This is a genomic window from Bifidobacterium canis (assembly GCF_009727065.1).
In the GTDB taxonomy this organism is placed as follows: domain Bacteria; phylum Actinomycetota; class Actinomycetes; order Actinomycetales; family Bifidobacteriaceae; genus Bifidobacterium; species Bifidobacterium canis.
In genome coordinates this window covers 24,168-40,075 of record NZ_WNLP01000007.1, presented here as the reverse complement: position 1 = coordinate 40,075, position 15,908 = coordinate 24,168, and the positions used below count along the sequence as shown (strand labels likewise).

Annotated in this window: 13 protein-coding genes, 2 tRNA genes and 2 pseudogenes; 14 read left to right on the top strand and 3 right to left on the bottom strand. The window is 56.1% G+C overall.

The genetic code is table 11. From position 1 onward, the window contains the following. Positions 1-192: 192 nt before the first annotated feature. Positions 193-269, bottom strand: a tRNA-Met gene (locus GSD1FS_RS06785). A 210-nt stretch (positions 270-479) separates the two neighbouring features. Between GSD1FS_RS06785 and GSD1FS_RS06780 the strand changes: the two genes are divergently transcribed. The 10 genes and pseudogenes from GSD1FS_RS06780 (at position 480) to nucS (ending at position 9,789) form a co-directional block, all read left to right on the top strand. Continuing rightward, positions 480-1,520, top strand: a complete 1,041-nt coding sequence (locus tag GSD1FS_RS06780) for a homoserine O-succinyltransferase (RefSeq protein WP_155588947.1) — start codon at positions 480-482, stop codon at positions 1,518-1,520. 420 nt (positions 1,521-1,940) lie between these two features. Then, positions 1,941-2,753, top strand: a complete 813-nt coding sequence (gene atpB, locus GSD1FS_RS06775) for a F0F1 ATP synthase subunit A (protein ID WP_155588946.1) — start codon at positions 1,941-1,943, stop codon at positions 2,751-2,753. Positions 2,754-2,807: 54 nt separating this feature from the next. After that, entirely contained in the window at positions 2,808-3,038 is a 231-nt protein-coding gene (atpE, locus tag GSD1FS_RS06770) for an ATP synthase F0 subunit C (protein ID WP_004219171.1), read from the top strand. Positions 3,039-3,091: 53 nt separating this feature from the next. Beyond that, positions 3,092-3,619, top strand: coding sequence for a F0F1 ATP synthase subunit B (locus GSD1FS_RS06765; protein ID WP_155588945.1), 528 nt, complete (start codon positions 3,092-3,094; stop codon positions 3,617-3,619). A 29-nt stretch (positions 3,620-3,648) separates the two neighbouring features. Continuing rightward, positions 3,649-4,482 carry a F0F1 ATP synthase subunit delta gene (locus tag GSD1FS_RS06760; protein ID WP_155588944.1) on the top strand — a complete coding sequence of 278 codons (834 nt, stop codon included), beginning with the start codon at positions 3,649-3,651 and terminating at the stop codon, positions 4,480-4,482. A 55-nt stretch (positions 4,483-4,537) separates the two neighbouring features. Next, positions 4,538-6,181, top strand: coding sequence for a F0F1 ATP synthase subunit alpha (gene atpA, locus GSD1FS_RS06755; RefSeq protein ID WP_155588943.1), 1,644 nt, complete (start codon positions 4,538-4,540; stop codon positions 6,179-6,181). Positions 6,182-6,184: 3 nt separating this feature from the next. Then, positions 6,185-7,176, top strand: a pseudogene (locus tag GSD1FS_RS06750) (F0F1 ATP synthase subunit gamma). Further along, the gene (atpD, locus tag GSD1FS_RS06745) at positions 7,113-8,600 is read left to right on the top strand and encodes a F0F1 ATP synthase subunit beta (protein ID WP_155588942.1); all 1,488 of its coding nucleotides are present in this window, start codon (positions 7,113-7,115) and stop codon (positions 8,598-8,600) included. Before GSD1FS_RS06750 ends, atpD begins: the two are co-directional and overlap by 64 nt. After that, positions 8,600-8,908, top strand: coding sequence for a F0F1 ATP synthase subunit epsilon (locus GSD1FS_RS06740; RefSeq protein WP_155588941.1), 309 nt, complete (start codon positions 8,600-8,602; stop codon positions 8,906-8,908). The genes atpD and GSD1FS_RS06740 overlap by 1 nt, the downstream gene beginning before the upstream one ends. A 177-nt stretch (positions 8,909-9,085) precedes the next feature. Further along, a pseudogene (nucS, locus tag GSD1FS_RS06735) lies at positions 9,086-9,789 on the top strand (endonuclease NucS). 419 nt (positions 9,790-10,208) lie between these two features. Here the strand turns inward: nucS and GSD1FS_RS06730 are convergent. Continuing rightward, entirely contained in the window at positions 10,209-11,141 is a 933-nt protein-coding gene (locus GSD1FS_RS06730; RefSeq protein WP_155589006.1) for an FKBP-type peptidyl-prolyl cis-trans isomerase, read from the bottom strand. Positions 11,142-11,274: 133 nt separating this feature from the next. Here GSD1FS_RS06730 and GSD1FS_RS06725 point away from each other — a divergent pair, with 133 nt between their 5' ends. The 3 genes from GSD1FS_RS06725 to GSD1FS_RS06715 all read left to right on the top strand — a co-directional run bounded on the left by GSD1FS_RS06725 (position 11,275) and on the right by GSD1FS_RS06715 (position 14,601). Continuing rightward, positions 11,275-12,525, top strand: coding sequence for a GTPase (locus GSD1FS_RS06725; protein ID WP_196425051.1), 1,251 nt, complete (start codon positions 11,275-11,277; stop codon positions 12,523-12,525). Further along, entirely contained in the window at positions 12,526-13,536 is a 1,011-nt protein-coding gene (locus GSD1FS_RS06720; protein ID WP_155588940.1) for a DUF8094 domain-containing protein, read from the top strand. A 108-nt stretch (positions 13,537-13,644) separates the two neighbouring features. Beyond that, complete coding sequence (locus GSD1FS_RS06715; RefSeq protein WP_155588939.1) at positions 13,645-14,601, top strand: tetratricopeptide repeat protein; 957 nt, start codon at positions 13,645-13,647, stop codon at positions 14,599-14,601. Between the two features lie 361 nt (positions 14,602-14,962). Here GSD1FS_RS06715 and GSD1FS_RS06710 read toward each other — a convergent pair whose 3' ends face one another. Further along, positions 14,963-15,598 (bottom strand): CYTH domain-containing protein, encoded by a 636-nt coding sequence (locus GSD1FS_RS06710; protein WP_155588938.1) that lies wholly within the window; start codon positions 15,596-15,598, stop codon positions 14,963-14,965. A gap of 172 nt (positions 15,599-15,770) precedes the next feature. Here GSD1FS_RS06710 and GSD1FS_RS06705 point away from each other — a divergent pair. Further along, a tRNA-Arg gene (locus GSD1FS_RS06705) sits at positions 15,771-15,843 on the top strand. The last annotated feature ends 65 nt before the right edge of the window (positions 15,844-15,908 follow it).

Sequence of the window (15,908 nt, the reverse complement as noted above, 5' to 3'; positions counted from 1 at the left end):
TTTAGCTAATCCTACGCAAGATGATTGGGAGAGATACAGCAACCTTCAAAGCAGTGGACAATAGGTTGACGTGTTGATTCCGTGTGATTGCACTTGGTGGATTTGTCCAGAATTTGTCCAGATCCACGACTCGCGAAGACGTAATGGAAAACGAGAAAAGGCTAGGAACCACATGATTCCTAGCCTTTCAATTGGTAGCGGGGCATGGATTTGAACCATGGACCTCTGGGTTATGAGCCCAGCGAGCTACCGAGCTGCTCCACCCCGCGTCGGCTGTTTTGCACAGCTCTCACTAAATTACTCTTCTCAGCAAGAAAGTCAACTCGGCGTGTCGCGCCTAACGCCACTCGCACATGACACATATATATACGTGTCGATAGAGGTAATCCCGCGACACTTATATAGGAGTCACGAGATCGCCAGTCAGTGCTCGCCGCGCCACAGCTCCCGAGGTCAATCCGGGCGCGCATACTAGTGCCATGCCTATCAAGATTCCAGGCGGCCTGCCCGCGCGCGCGATCCTCGATTCCGAGCGCATCTTCGCACTTGAGAAGCCCGAGGCTGAGCGCCAGCGCGTTCGTCCGCTCAAAATGGTGATTCTCAATCTCATGCCGAAGAAAATCGAGACGGAGACTCAGCTGCTGCGCCTGATCTCGAAGTCCCCGTTGCAGGTGGAAATCGACTTCATGAAAACGTCGACGCACGAGTCGAAGCATGTGAGTGCGGATCACTTAGTCAAGTTCTATGAACCGCTTGAGTCGTTCGAAAACAATTATTACGACGGTTTGATCGTCACCGGTGCGCCCGTCGAGCATCTCAAATTCGAAGATGTGGATTACTGGCCCGAGTTCAAGCGAATTCTCGACTGGGCGTCGACGCATGTGTTCTCGACGATGTATATGTGCTGGGGTGCAATGGGCGCGCTCTATTACCGCTACGGTGTGCATAAAATTGACTTGCCGCAGAAGCTGTTCGGCGTGTTCCCGCAGTTCCTGCAAGACGAATACTGCTTCCTGACGAACGGTTTCGACGAGATCTGCCTGCAGCCGCACTCGCGCTTGGCCGGCGTGGACGAAGACGACATCGCCGCGAATCCCGCGCTGCAAGTGCTCACGTGGGGTCCGCAGGCGGGCCCGGGGTTCATCGCGACGCGCGACTTCAGCGAAGTCTTCGCGCTCGGTCACTGGGAATACGGGAAAAATACGCTCGCAGAAGAATATCGCCGCGATATGGCGAAGGGAATGACGAACGTGCCGTTCCCGAAAAATTATTTCCCTCACGACGATCCCGAGTTGAGCCCGCTGTTCTCGTGGCGCGCGCACGCGAACTTGCTGTGGCGCAACTGGCTGAACTGGGTATATCAGACAACTCCATATGATTTGTCCGAAGTTCCGCAACTTCGTGCGGAAGGAAAACTCGGCACCGACCGATCGATTCGGCACGAGCCGGTCGCTCCCCGCGAAGATGGATTCCTGCCGTTCGACACGGCGGAATACGGGTTGCATTACGAAGCGAAATAGTGTGCAAATAGTTCAGTAATGAGCTCGCAGATAAGTCAGTAAAAAGTAATACATAGCTGCCAAACTGTTTGTCAGAACATTTGACAAACAGTTTGGCGGAAGCTTGTAAAACCCAATATTTGCAACGTCTGTGAAGTTTCCTCCACAAACGAAACGCCAACCGCGTACGCGCGCGGTCACGTTGTCCAATATCGGGCTAATAATCACTGTTCAGTTAATTCGAGAACTCAGTCGAATGGTCACATACTGGCTGTTCGCTGGGCGAAAGCGCGACCATCTACCATACAATCCTGTATGTGCACAGGCCATACGCTTGAAGAAGGGATGTGCCAAGATGTGTCGGTGAGGTAACTCGCCGGTCACATTGGTCACATCGAGAAGGCTTACACTGGCAACAGAGAAGAAATACAGGAGGCATGAATGGTTGATGTGTTCACCGCGGGCGCTGTGACGCTTGCCGAGTCATCGATGGAAATGCCAAGCATCGATGACTTCCTTCCTCCCGAGATCCTGTTTCAGGGAACGCCTTTCGCAATCAACCGCATTATTTTCGTGCGTATTCTCGCAACGATCATCATGCTGCTCGTGCTCGGCATCACCGCGGCGCGCGCGAAGTTGATTCCGGGGCGTTGGCAGGGTGCCGTTGAATGGGTTATCGAGTTCGTCAAGAAAGACATCGTCTACCAAGTGATGGGCGAGGTGCGCGGCAAGCGCTACGTGCCGATGATCACAACGGTGTTCCTCACACTGCTCGTGTTCAATCTGTGTGGTGAGATTCCTGGCATGAACATTGCGGCCAGCGCAACGATCACGTTGCCGCTCGTGTTCGCCATGTGGTGCTTCGCACAATATTGGATCGCGGGCATTCGCGAGAAGGGGCTCGGGCACTTCCTGCGCGACGAGCTCTTCCCGAAGGGTGTGCCGTGGCCGATCTACATTCTTCTTTCCCCGATCCAGCTGCTTGAGCTGCTGGTTATTCGCCCGTTCTCACTGACCATTCGACTTTTTGCGAACATGGTCTCGGGCCACTTGATTCTTGCGCTGTGCCTTTCGGCCACGCAGTATTTCCTGATTGACGTGGTGAACAAGTTCATGATGCCGTTCGGTGTCGTGACGTTCGCAGCCGGCATCTTCATGTATCTGTTCGAGGTACTGGTTGCCTGCTTGCAGGCATACATTTTCGCCATTCTCACCACGGCATATATCAATATGAGCTACCCGGAGATCGACTGACCGCCGGCAAATATATTTGTTGCTGAACCAGCAATAATCAGAAAGGAAACAACAATGGATATCGTTACCCTCGCTGAGGTTGCAGGCAACCTGAACGTCGTCGGCTACGGTCTTGCAGCCATTGGTCCTGGCATCGGCCTGGGCATCCTGATCGGCAAGACGATCGAGAGCACCGCGCGCCAGCCTGAACTGGGTGGTCGTCTGCAGACGCTGATGTTCCTCGGTTTGGCATTCGTCGAGGTCCTTGCACTGCTCGGCTTCGTCGCTGCGTTCATCTTCCAGTGATCGCGTAGCCGAACTAAGCACATCATTCAAGGACAAGAAAGGAGGAGGGCGAAATGACCATAGCTGCCGACGGCGTGCAATTGTTCCTGCCGGAGACCTATGACATCGTGTGGTCACTGATCATTCTGATTATTGTGGCCGCGTTCTTCTACAAGTTCTTCCTGCCGAGGTTCCAGTCCATATTCGATGAGCGCACCGCCAAGATCGAGGGAGGCCTCGCCAAGGCGGAGCAGGCTCAGAAAGACGCCGAAGAAGCGAAGAAGAAGTATCAGGCGCAGCTGAGCACGGCGCGCGTTGAGGCTTCGAAGATTCGCGATGACGCGCGCGCAGAGGCTTCGCATATTATTGCGGACGCTCGCTCCCGCGCCGAATCCGAGGCCGCGCAGATCACCGCAAACGCCGAACGCTCGCTGGAATCCCAGCAGCAGAAGGCCATGGTGAATTTGAGGGGAGAGGTCGGCTCGCTGGCCACGACTCTCGCGACCAAGATTCTGGGTTCCGAGCTCAAAGATACCGACGTGCAGTCGCAGATGATCGACAACATGCTTGCCGATATGGAACGCGACGAAAGCAAGAAGTAGTGCCATTGCACAAGAAAGGGAGGTGACAGATGCGAGGAGAAGCTTCACGAGTAGCGGATCGCGAGTCGCGCAATTCGTTCGCTAATAAGCTGCGTGAGTCGGGCAGTAACGCGTGGGAGATCGGCAATGAGCTGTTCACCATCACGTATGTGTTCGATCACAACCCCCGTATCCAACGTGCACTCACCGATCCCGGCCGTCCAACCAAAGACAAGGTGGCACTGCTCAACGAGTTGATCGGCAATCAGGCGATGCCTCTGACTATGGATATTCTGACCGATTTGGTCGGCCGCAGTTGGAGCCGTGCGCGCGACATCGACAACGCCATTGAAGATTTCGCCGTTGACGCCATGATGTATCAGGCTGACTGCGATGGTAAGACGTTGGAAGTAGCCATTCAGCTGGCACAGTTGCAGTCCGCATTGCTGAACCTGCCGGTGGTGCGTGCGGATCTGTCTGACGATCAAGGCCCGCTGAACGTGCGCTATGAGCTGTTGCATGCCCTGATCGATTCGGCGAATTTCGACCGCATCACGGTGCGCCTTGCCGAGCATTGCACGCGTAACCCGCGTAATCGCCGCTACCTCGAATCGGTGCAGTGGTTGATCAACAAGTTCTCTCGCCACATGGGTGAGTCGATGGTCACCGTGACCACCGCTTCGCCGCTGTCGGAAGAGCAGATCAAGAAGCTCAACCAGATCTACGCGAAGAAGACCGGGCACCCTGTGCATATTCACTCGGTGGTCGATCCGACCGTGATCGGCGGAATGCGCATTCAGGTTGGCGATGAGGTTACCGACAACACGGTTGTCGCTCAGCTGGAGACCCTGCAGCGCAAGGTGAAAACGAGCGTGGGAGACTGAGCGTTCAGCTCGCCCTACGCGCATATGAATGTATACACAACAATAAGGAGTGATCATGGCAGAATTGACCATTGATCCCGCCACGATACGTAAGGCGCTCGATGATTTCGTCGACGCCTATACGCCGTCGGAGACGCCGACCCAGGAAGTGGGCCATGTGGCGACTGCCGGCGACGGTATCGCGCATGTGACGGGACTGCCTGGTTGCATGGCCAACGAATTGCTGACCTTCGAGGATGGCACTCTTGGCCTGGCCTTCAACCTTGACGCTCGTGAAATCGGCGTGGTTATTCTCGGCGATTTCGTTGGCATTGAGGAAGGTCAGGAAGTTCGTCGTACTGGCGAAGTGCTTTCCGTGCCGGTCGGCGACGGGTTCCTTGGCCGTGTGGTTGACCCACTGGGCAGGCCTATCGACGGTCTTGGAGAGATCAAGAGCGAGGGAAGGCGCATTCTTGAGGCTCAGGCCCCAGACGTGATGCACCGTCACCCGGTCGACCAGCCAATGTCTACCGGCTTGAAGGCCATTGACGCAATGACCCCAATCGGTCGTGGTCAGCGTCAGCTGATCATTGGCGATCGTCAGACGGGCAAGACCGCAATCGCCATCGATACGATCATCAATCAGAAGACGAATTGGGAATCCGGCGACCCGAAGAAGCAGGTTCGCTGCATCTACGTGGCAATCGGCCAGAAGGGTTCCACCATCGCCTCCGTCAAGCAGAGCCTTGAAGAGGCGGGCGCGATGGAATACACGACCATCGTCGCATCCCCGGCTTCCGATTCCGCAGGCTTTAAATACATCGCGCCATACACCGGTTCGGCCATCGGCCAGCACTGGATGTACAACGGCAAAGATGTGCTGATCGTGTTCGACGATTTGTCGAAGCAGGCAGAGGCGTATCGTTCGATTTCGCTGCTGCTGCGTCGCCCGCCGGGACGTGAAGCGTACCCTGGTGACGTTTTCTACCTGCATTCGCGTCTGCTTGAACGCTGTGCGCGAGTGTCCGACGATCTGGGCGGCGGCTCGATGACCGGCCTGCCGATCGTTGAAACCAAGGCAAACGACGTTTCCGCATACATTCCTACGAACGTGATCTCCATCACCGATGGCCAGATCTTCCTGCAGTCCGACCTGTTCAACGCAGGTCAGCGCCCGGCAGTCGACGTCGGCATCTCGGTGTCTCGAGTCGGCGGCGCAGCGCAGACGAAGGCGTTGAAGAAGGTCTCCGGCACGCTGAAGATCTCGTTGGCACGCTACCGTTCGCTGGAATCCTTCGCCATGTTCGCGTCCGATTTGGATGCCGCATCGAAGGCTCAGCTCAACCGTGGTGCGCGCCTGACCGAGCTGCTCAAGCAGCCTCAGTTCTCGCCGTATTCGATGGAGCAGGAAGTCGTGTCTGTCTGGGCAGGTACTCACGGCAAGTTCGACGATCTCGCAATCGCCGACGTGCTGCCATTCGAGCACGGTCTGCTCGAATATGTGGACCGCAACACCGACATCTTGAAGACGATTCGCGACACCGGCGATTTCACGTCGGAGACCGAAGCCGCGCTCGACAAGGCCGTGGATGCGTTCCGCGAAACCTATGTGACCAAGGCGGGTAAGCCGCTGGTCGACAAGAAGCCGACGCCGAAGAGCGTGACTCCTGTTGATCAGGAGCAGATCAAGGCCGGCGAAAACGCGCAAGAAAAGAAGTAATCTATGGCATCGCAACTCGCATTAAAAGGCAGGATCGCCTCCACGAGTTCGTTGGAGAAGATCTTCAACGCTCAAGAGATGATCGCAGCTTCGCACATCGCGCAGGCGCGTCAGTTGGCGCAGAATTCGAAGCCATACACTGATGCGATTTCGATGCCGTCCAGACCTTGGTATCGCACACCCATATCTCGCATCCGATCGTCAAGCGCGGAGACGGCAACCCGAACGTCGCCGTGCTCGCGCTGACGGCGGATCGAGGTATGGCCGGTGCATATACTTCGTCGATTATTCGTGAAACCGAAGATCTGCTTGCCCGTCTTGAAAACGACGGCAAGAAGCCGCAGCTGTTCGTGTATGGTCGTCGTGGTGTGTCGTATTACCACTATCGCAACCGTCCGCTCGAGCAGTCTTGGGAAGGCGATACCGAGAAGCCTGGCGTCGAAGTCGCAGATGCGATCTCTCGCGCACTGTTGGACGCATATATGAAACCGTCAGACAAAGGTGGCGTCTCGGAGCTCTACATCGTCTACACCGAGTTCATCAACATGGTGGTGCAGAAGGTGCGCGTGCTGCGCATGCTTCCGGTGGAAGTCATTGAGGAAGACAAGTCTCATCTCAATGTTCCCGACACGACCACCGCTCCAGATGTACGGCCGTTGTATTCCTTCGAGCCGAGCTTGGATGAAGTGCTCAATACAGTGCTGCCGAGATACGTGCGTTCGCGTATCCACGAATGCCTGTTCGAGGCGGCGGCTTCGGAAGTGGCATGCCGTCAGAACGCCATGCATACCGCCACCGAGAACGCGCGAGATCTGATCAACGATCTGACCCGCAAGCTCAATGCTTCGCGTCAGGCGTCGATCACTCAGGAACTTACCGAAATCATCGGCAGCGCCGATGCGTTGAACAAAAGGAAGAGTAGGAACGCGAAATGGCTGAGAACCAGACTGCAGCGGCTACTGATGAGGCCGCGGAGCCAATCGTCGGTCATGTGACGCGTATTCAGGGATCGGTTATCGACGTCGAATTCCCTGTCGGCCACATGCCAGATATCTATAACGCGCTGACCGTTGAAATCAAGCAGATGGGTCAGCAAGAGGAAGGCGAAGTCAAAGACGCCATCATCACCCTCGAAGTCGAGCAGCATTTGGGCGATTCCACCGCTCGTTGCGTGGCTTTGAAGTCTACCGATGGCCTCGTGCGTGGCGCTGTTGTGCACGACACCGGCGGCCCGATCGAGGTGCCGGTCGGCGATGTGACCAAGGGTCACGTGTTCGACGTCTCCGGTCATATTCTCAACAAGAAGCCGGGCGAGCACATCGAGATCAAGGAACGTTGGCCAATCCACCGCAACCCACCGGCATTCGATCAGCTCGAATCAAAGACCCAGATGTTCGAAACGGGCATCAAGGTCATCGATCTGCTCACGCCATACGTGCAGGGCGGCAAGATCGGTCTGTTCGGCGGTGCAGGCGTCGGCAAGACGGTTCTGATTCAGGAAATGATTCAGCGCGTGGCACAGAACCACGGCGGCGTGTCGGTGTTCGCAGGCGTTGGTGAGCGTACCCGTGAGGGCAACGATCTGATCGGCGAAATGGACGAAGCCGGCGTGCTCGAGAAGACCGCACTGGTCTTCGGCCAGATGGATGAGCAGCCTGGCACCCGTCTTCGTGTGCCGCTGACCGCTCTGACGATGGCAGAGTACTTCCGTGACGTGCAGAACCAGGACGTGCTTCTGTTCATCGACAACATCTTCCGCTTCACGCAGGCAGGTTCCGAGGTGTCCACACTGCTAGGTCGTATGCCTTCCGCAGTGGGCTACCAGCCGAACCTCGCCGATGAGATGGGTGCTCTGCAGGAGCGCATCACCTCCACCCGTGGCCATTCGATCACCTCGCTGCAGGCCATCTACGTGCCTGCTGATGATTACACCGACCCGGCCCCGGCAACGACGTTCGCCCACTTGGATGCAACCACCGAGCTGTCCCGTGACATCGCATCCCGTGGTATTTACCCGGCTGTGGATCCTCTGGCTTCCACTTCGCGAATCCTCGATCCGCGTTACGTCGGCCAGGCTCACTACGACTGCGCGAACCGCGTCAAGGCGATTCTGCAGCGTAACAAGGAGCTGCAAGACATCATCGCCCTGATCGGTATCGACGAGCTTGGTGAGGAAGATAAGACCATCGTCAACCGCGCTCGTAAGATCGAGCAGTTCCTCGGTCAGAACTTCTACGTCGCTGAAAAGTTCACCGGCGTTCCGGGCTCCTATGTGCCGGCTGAAGAGACCATCGAAGCCTTCACCCGCATCTGCGATGGCGTGTACGACAACGTGCCAGAACAGGCGTTCTCCGGCATCGGCGGCATCGAAGACCTCGAGAAGAAGTGGCACGCGATGCAGAAGGAATACGGTGACTGATGGCTGGCGCAACAATTGCAGTGAACATCGTTTCCACCGAACGTCCGGTGTGGAGCGGTCAGGCGAAGCAGGTCGTCGTTCCGGCCTATTCAGGTGGCATGGGCATTCTTCCAGGCCATGAGCCGGTGTTGTCGGTTATCAAGGAAGGTCGTCTGGATATCACCGATCCAGAGGGCAAGAAGTGCTCGTTCGAAGTGACGGGCGGCTTCATTTCCTTTGATTCGAACAAGCTCACCGTGGTTGTTGAGAATGCTCGCAGCATCGCCTACCAATCGGAAGCGGCTGAGCAAAGCGGCATAGTCGGCTGACCACGCTGAGAACTAGCTAAGCTAGGTCATCCTCAGCTGGCAGAGCTGAAAACCTTCAAGGGGCGGATTCTTCCGCCCCTTTTCTTTTCTCTTTCCGATCAATATATATTGGTCGTTTGGCGTAGCCGAACTGTCGCATGTGCACGCAGGTCGGGAAGAGTAGTTAACCTTAACGGCATGCGAATCATTGTTGCAGACTGCAGTGCCGAATACACCGGCCGACTTCAGGCCACACTTCCGCTGGCAAAGCGCGTGCTGCTCATCAAAGCAGATAACAGCGTGCTGATCTTCTCTGAAATCGGTTCATATAAGCCACTCAACTGGATGCTCTCGCCGTGCACAATCAAAGACATCACTCCAAATAACGCGGACGATGACCCCGCAACCGAAGTTCCGGAGAAGATTCTGCGCGTCACTGCAACAAAAACTAATGATGTGCTTGAGATCACAATGCAGCATATCTACAGTGACGAATCCTACGATCTCGGCGAAGACCCGGGATTGAAAAAGACGGCGTGGAAGATCACCTGCAGCGCTACCTCGCAGAGCAGATCGAACGCATCGGCGAAGGTGCGAAACTCGTGCGCCGCGAGTACCCGACCGCCATTGGTCCGGTAGACATCATGGCAATCGACGCCGACGGCACGCACGTGGCGATAGAAATCAAGCGACACGGCGGCATCGACGGCGTTGAGCAGCTGACCCGCTACTGCGAACTGCTCAACCGCGACCCGCATCTCGCGCCGGTGCGAGGCATCTTCGCCGCGCAGACAATCACCCCGCAGGCGCAAGTGCTCGCCAAAGACCGCGGTTTCACCACGTTGCTGCTCGACTATGACGATATGAAGGGCACCGACGACGGCTCCCTCCGCCTCTTCTAACTTGCCCAGCTACCAGTTTGCAAATTATGCGGAGCTTTTTGTGCATGTTGTCTAAGAACTTGCGGCAATATGCGCAGAATCTGCTTGCTTTGTGTGCATATTGTCTGTTCTGGTTATACAACTTGCATAGATAGGGTGCCAGATATGGGCATGTTGTCTAAGAACTTGCGGCAACCTGCACAAGGGGAGTACTGAAATGTGCATGTTGTCTAGCTTCTTTAGACAACATGTCTGTTTGCAAACTCTAATCTGGTCATGTTGTATAAGGTTCTTCGGCAACGTGTATTGCTAGGAAACTGATTTTATGCATGTTGTTTACGGTGCTACGGCAACTTGCATATAACACATTTGCGCATAACAAACGCATAACAAAAGGGTGATCTGAAATCTCAGATCACCCTTTGTAGCAGATGTGCGGATTAGTACTTGGCGAGAATGTCGACTACGAAGACGAGCGTCGAGTTCGCTGGGATTCCGTTCTGCTCGGTGCTGCCGTAGCCGAGCGACGGCGGCACAATCAGCAGTACTTCGGAGCCGACCTTCTGACCTTTGAGTCCTTCGAGCCATCCTTCGATCACGCCGCCCTGCATGTTCACGTCGAACGTGGAGTTGCGGTCCCACGACGAGTCGAACTGCTTGCCGTCGAGCAGCCAGCCGGTGTATTTCACCACGGCGTAATCCGAAGAAGTCAGCTTTTCGCCGGTGCCCTCAATGAGCGTCTGAGCCACGAGTTTGTCGCTGCCTTTGTAACCGTTCATGTCGATCGACGGTTTGCCGTCAGCTGCGTTCGTCACCTTCGGCAGATCAGACGGAATGTTCTTCACTTTCGTGCCGGTTGCCTTGGTCAGGTCTTTCGACTGGGTTTTCAGCGTCATCACTACGAGATACGACGAGTTCGAAGAGGAATCGTTCACGCCGTACGCAATCGTGGAGTTGAGCTTGAGCCCGCGCATCGCACCCATCAGAGCGGTGGTCTCTTCGCCTTCCTTCGGAATCACAATGGAGCAGTCCATCTTATTGGACTCCCACGTGCTGCCGGTGACGTCGCCGGTTTTCGCGTTCACATACATGCCCTGTGCGCAGACGCGATTGCCAACTTCCACCGTCGCGCCGTCGCCCTTTTGCAGCACTGCGTAGCTGCCGTCAGTCACAGTGAGCGGTTTCTTGAACTCAATAACTGGTTTCTCTCCGACTTTGGCAGTGTCTTTGACACCCGTGAGCGCGGGCGCAGAGGTCGACGAACTGCTCGAAGACGAGGCCGACGCCGACGAAGTAGACGAGGAGTTGCCGTTTCCGCAAGCGGCGAACGCGAGACAAGTTGCAGCAGCGCACACTGCGGCCGCACCTCGCATAATTTTCTTGCCGATTGCTGTTGTCTTAAGATTTCGCATACATCACAGAGTAACTGTGCGCATGTATTTATCTGTGTGAGATCTGCGTTGAGAACTAGGTGAATCGGCCTTTCGCTGTAGAATAAGAAATGTTATGACAGATGTACACGAAGAACGAGAACAGTCTCCTGTGAAGAAGGACGCTCCCGTTAAGAAGGAACCCACGCGCCATGCGAAGATCATGCGCGGGATTGTCACGCCGATTTTCGGCCTTCTTGCGGTCGCATGCATCGTGTTGGGTGTGCTCAACCAGACTATCTGGAAGCCGAACCCAAGTATCTCGGCCTCTGCGCCGGTGGAAAATACACAATATCTTCTTATTGACCAAGGTGTGGCCGATCTTGTTGACTCAACGGTGACGGTCACCGCAACGAGCGCAAGTGCCACCGCCAACGACGGCGTGTGCATGGCACTGACCACTTCAAAAGACGCGGCTGGTTGGCTGGCAGGGCAGTCATACGAACGCATTACCGGACTGAGCAGCTGGACCGAACTCTCGCACTCCATGCAGGAGGCGCAGGGTGAGGCGAAGACCTCCGATGCCGACGTCGCGTTCAAAGACTCCGATATGTGGTCGCAGGTCAGCTGTGACGCGGGCCGTGCGAGTCTGAACTTGAAAGAGGCGACCGACACCTCCGTTATTCTCGTCGACTTCGGTCAGAAAATTTCCGACGGCACGATTGACCTGCACTGGACCCGTCACAATATTCCGAACTTCGCTCTGCCGTGGTATTTCGGCGGCGGACTTTGCGCCATTCTCGCGGTACTGTGCGCATCGGTGTTCGCGATGGATATGAGCGCGCGCCGCAAGCGCATATCCGCACGCGCTGAAAAGGCACGCGCCGAACGGCACGAACGCCGCAAGGAAGAGCCGAAGATCAGCGAGGCGCTCGCCGGTTCGCTGGCCGCTTTGAAGCCGCGCGGCAAGTCGAAGAAGAGGGGAGCGGCGCGCCATGGCCGTCACTCCGGTTCCGCAGGCGCGACTGGTCGCGTGCAAGCGGGCGAGTCGACGCCGACGATCGTCGATCCGCATTCGCGCAATATGCTCGCGGAGAGAACTTCGGCAGCTGGTGCTGATACTGGCGCTGGCTTGGGCACGGGCGACGCCGTGAACGCGAACGAAACCGAGACTTCTGCGCAGAACACGCAAGATACCGCCGCAACTTCGGTGATCTCGCCTGAAGAACTGCAGAGCTACTTCGCCCGCTTCGCACAAGAAGTCGGTGTTGATGACTCCGCGCAGACTGCCGCTGATTCCGCGGATGACTCCGCCAACAACTCCACTACTTCATCTGATGCTTCTTCTGGCACTTCTTCCGACACTGACGGTAAGGAGAACGACTAAATGAACACACGTAAAAAGATTGTCTCCCTTGGTGCCGCAGCTCTTTCGCTGTGCATGTGCGTGACGCTCGGCGCGTGCGAAGGTCAGCTGCCGCAACCAGCGAAGGCGACGGCTTCGGCGTCTGCGTCGCCGAATTTGACGACGGATCAAGAGAAGAAGATGCGCACGCAGATTCTGGAGGCCATTCAGAAGTGCAACGATGCGAAGACGACCGACGGACTTGACAAAGTGATGTCGGGCCCCGAGCTCGCCGTTCGCACGAGTGAGATTACCGTGGCTCAGAAAACCGGCAATCTCGATGCGAAGACGACGATTCCGACTGATATTACGCAGACTATTATTCCGACCGATAGCGGCTGGCCACGCAGTGTGTTCACGATTACCACGACCACCGAGGATCAGCAGTCGAAGCGTTTGCTCGTGTTCGATCAGGAGAGCGCACGGCAGAACTACAAGCTGTGGGGAGTCGCACGCTTGTTCCAAGGTGTGCAGATGCCGAAGTTCACTGTGCCGGAGATCGGCGCGCAGATGGGTGCCGACAACGACTCGAATTTGAAGATGACGCCGAAAGAGGCTGTCGCACAATACGCTGACGTGCTGCAGAACGGCACGAACAGCAAGTATGCGAATGATTTCGCCGACGATTATTTGCGTCAGGAACTCGCCACGCTGTCGCAGACCGTGCAGCAGGGCATGGAGCGCAACAAGGGTACGCAATCGCAGACCTTCACGCCTGTGGATGGTCAGATTCGCATCATGCGTTCCGCCGATGGTGGCGACCTGGTGGTGGCGCAGATCAATTCCGAGTGGACTCGCACCGCCGGTGAAGGCCGTGAATCGCAGCCGGCTTCCGATTCCGAAAAGGCGTTGTTCGGAGATGGCAAGGCTACGAGCACGATGCGCGTCACCTATGTGAACGTCGTGGCGCTGTATGTGCCGTCTGCGAAGTCGAACGCGAAGGTGACGGCTGTTGGCGCTGAGAGACAGGCTGTGAAGGTCGAGGCGATCTGACCTGTCCGGCACGGCTGGCTAGCTGACGGCGGTGCTTGAGCACATGTGTTAGTTTCTCGTTTGTTGTGATTGTGATTGCATGCAGCATTGCATGCGGAAAGGGGCATCATGCCAGAAGGTGATTTCAAGCCGGGTATTTCGTTGGCAGGCGCCGTTGATCTTGAAGCGCTGAAGCATCAGGTCAAGGCCGAACCTGGGCAGCAGGGCGGAGCGCCTGCGGCTGGCGGCTACGTTATTGACGTCACGCAGCAGAACTTCCAGGCTGTGGCGCAATCTTCAGCCACATATCCGATCGTGGTCTTCATGTGGGTGCCGACCGACAACCGCTTGTTTGATATGGCTCAGAAGCTTGGCGATGCCATCAACGGCATGGACGGCAAGCTGCAACTGGCTCGCATCGACGTGGCTTCGGAACCGGAGATCGCCCAGGCGTTCGGCGTGCAGGGCGCTCCGGCGCTGTTCGCGTTGATCGGCGGACGCCCGATGCCGATTCTGCAAGGCATGCCATCCGACGAAGAGATGACGCAGATCACCGAGCAGGTGCTTCCGCAACTTGTGCAGGTGGCGGCTCAGGCTGGCGTGACCGGCACTGCGCCATATATGAACGGTTCTTCGGATTCTTCTGACAGCAGCGAGAAGTCTGCCGAGCCGCAGATTCCACCGGAGCACGCCGAAGCGCATCGTTTGGCGCAAGAGGGCGATTACGCTGGTGCTGCTGCAGCCTACGAGCAGGTGCTCGAGCGCGAGCCTGATGACACGTTGGCTCAGCGTGAGCGTGCCAAGGCGCTACTGTTGGCTCGTTCTGCCAAGGCCGATGTGCGTGCGGTGCGCGAGAAAGCTGCAGCGAATCCAGACGATCTCGACGCACAGCTCGCCGTCGCAGACGTCGACATGATCGGTGGCCAGATTCAAGACGCATTCGACCGCCTGCTCGACTTCCTCGCATCGCATCCCGATCAGCTCGAGCCGGTGCGTCAGCGCATGCTCGAATACTTCCTGATCCCTGAGCCGAACGATGAGCGCCTGATGCGTGCCCGTCGCCGTCTCGCCACCCTTATGTACTGACAGCTACCACAGCTACTGAATTTTCGAGCGTTGCTGCAGGGTATTTCGCTTACGAGGAGACATTAAGGACGCATTTGGCAAGTACAATCATCGAAAAACGTTGGAAAACCGTCACCGATATGTGCGTATATGCTCAGTAATGTCTCCTCGTAAGCGAAATACCCCCGCACCAACATTCGGTACGCAATCGCTTCATCCCTACCTGTCTTTGCCCTCATTTGCTGGTGGGGATATAAAACCGTTATAGCGCTGGGTAGTCGGAAGCCATTTTTGTTGGAAAATAGCGGTTTTTGTAATCGGTCCACATGCGTGTAATCGAGTTTTGTATCCCCACCAGCAAAATAGAAGAACAGAGCGACGGTCAGCTGAGCATATTGTGGCCGAAGATCTGCTCGAAACGCGGGCCTTCAGTGGCGAGTTCGCGTTCGAAATCCTCCTGCCATGTGTTGTATGGCTTCCAAGAGAGCTCGTCGTTGCTGAATCTGCTCTGATCGGTGATCTCAGTCACGCAGAACTTGGGAATCACAAGATTCGTAACGGGCATGCTGCGCGCAGCCTTCGCAATAATCAGCGGAGCGTTCGCGCCGCCATACACGTCGAACACCCAGCCATCTTCGCCAGTCCACACGCTGTACCGATTTTTGATCACCAAGTCACCGCCGCGTGCGATCAGCTCGCCGGCGATGCGTGTGTCGATCGCGCGGCTCGCCTCGTAGCGTGTGCCGCCGTATGATGGGCCTTTCACTGCCATCTCGCCGGAAGTGAACGAGTCGCGGTATTCGTCAAGTACTTGTTTCGGGTCGGTTGCCGAAGTCAAATCGATATGCAGACTCGATGATTGCAGGCGCACGCGCAGTGCGTAGTTGTCATCGTGCACGAAGTAGCTCGAGATGATAAGACTCGACTCGCTGTCTTCAACGAGCTCTTCGGGAATCTCACGCACGAAGAAGCTGCGCTCGTATTCGAAATCGTCAATTCCCTTGATATCAATGGACATATTCTCAGTGTAGTAACACCATTGGCAATATGTGCGAAATTCCGCAATATTGTGCTGATTATTGTGCAATTTCGTGCATATTGGAGAATGAATGTGATGTGCTGGGATCGGGGCATAGGTGATTGGTGGAACACGCGAAAATATGAGGTTAGGGGTACAGTAGATCAAGTATGGGCTCGTAGCTCAGCGGATAGAGCGTTCGCCTCCGGAGCGAAAGGTCGTGGGTTCGAAACCCATCGAGCCCACTTTTTCTTCTTGTAATCATTTTCATATATATCAGTGAATATGGTTGTGGGGCGTGCACTAATAG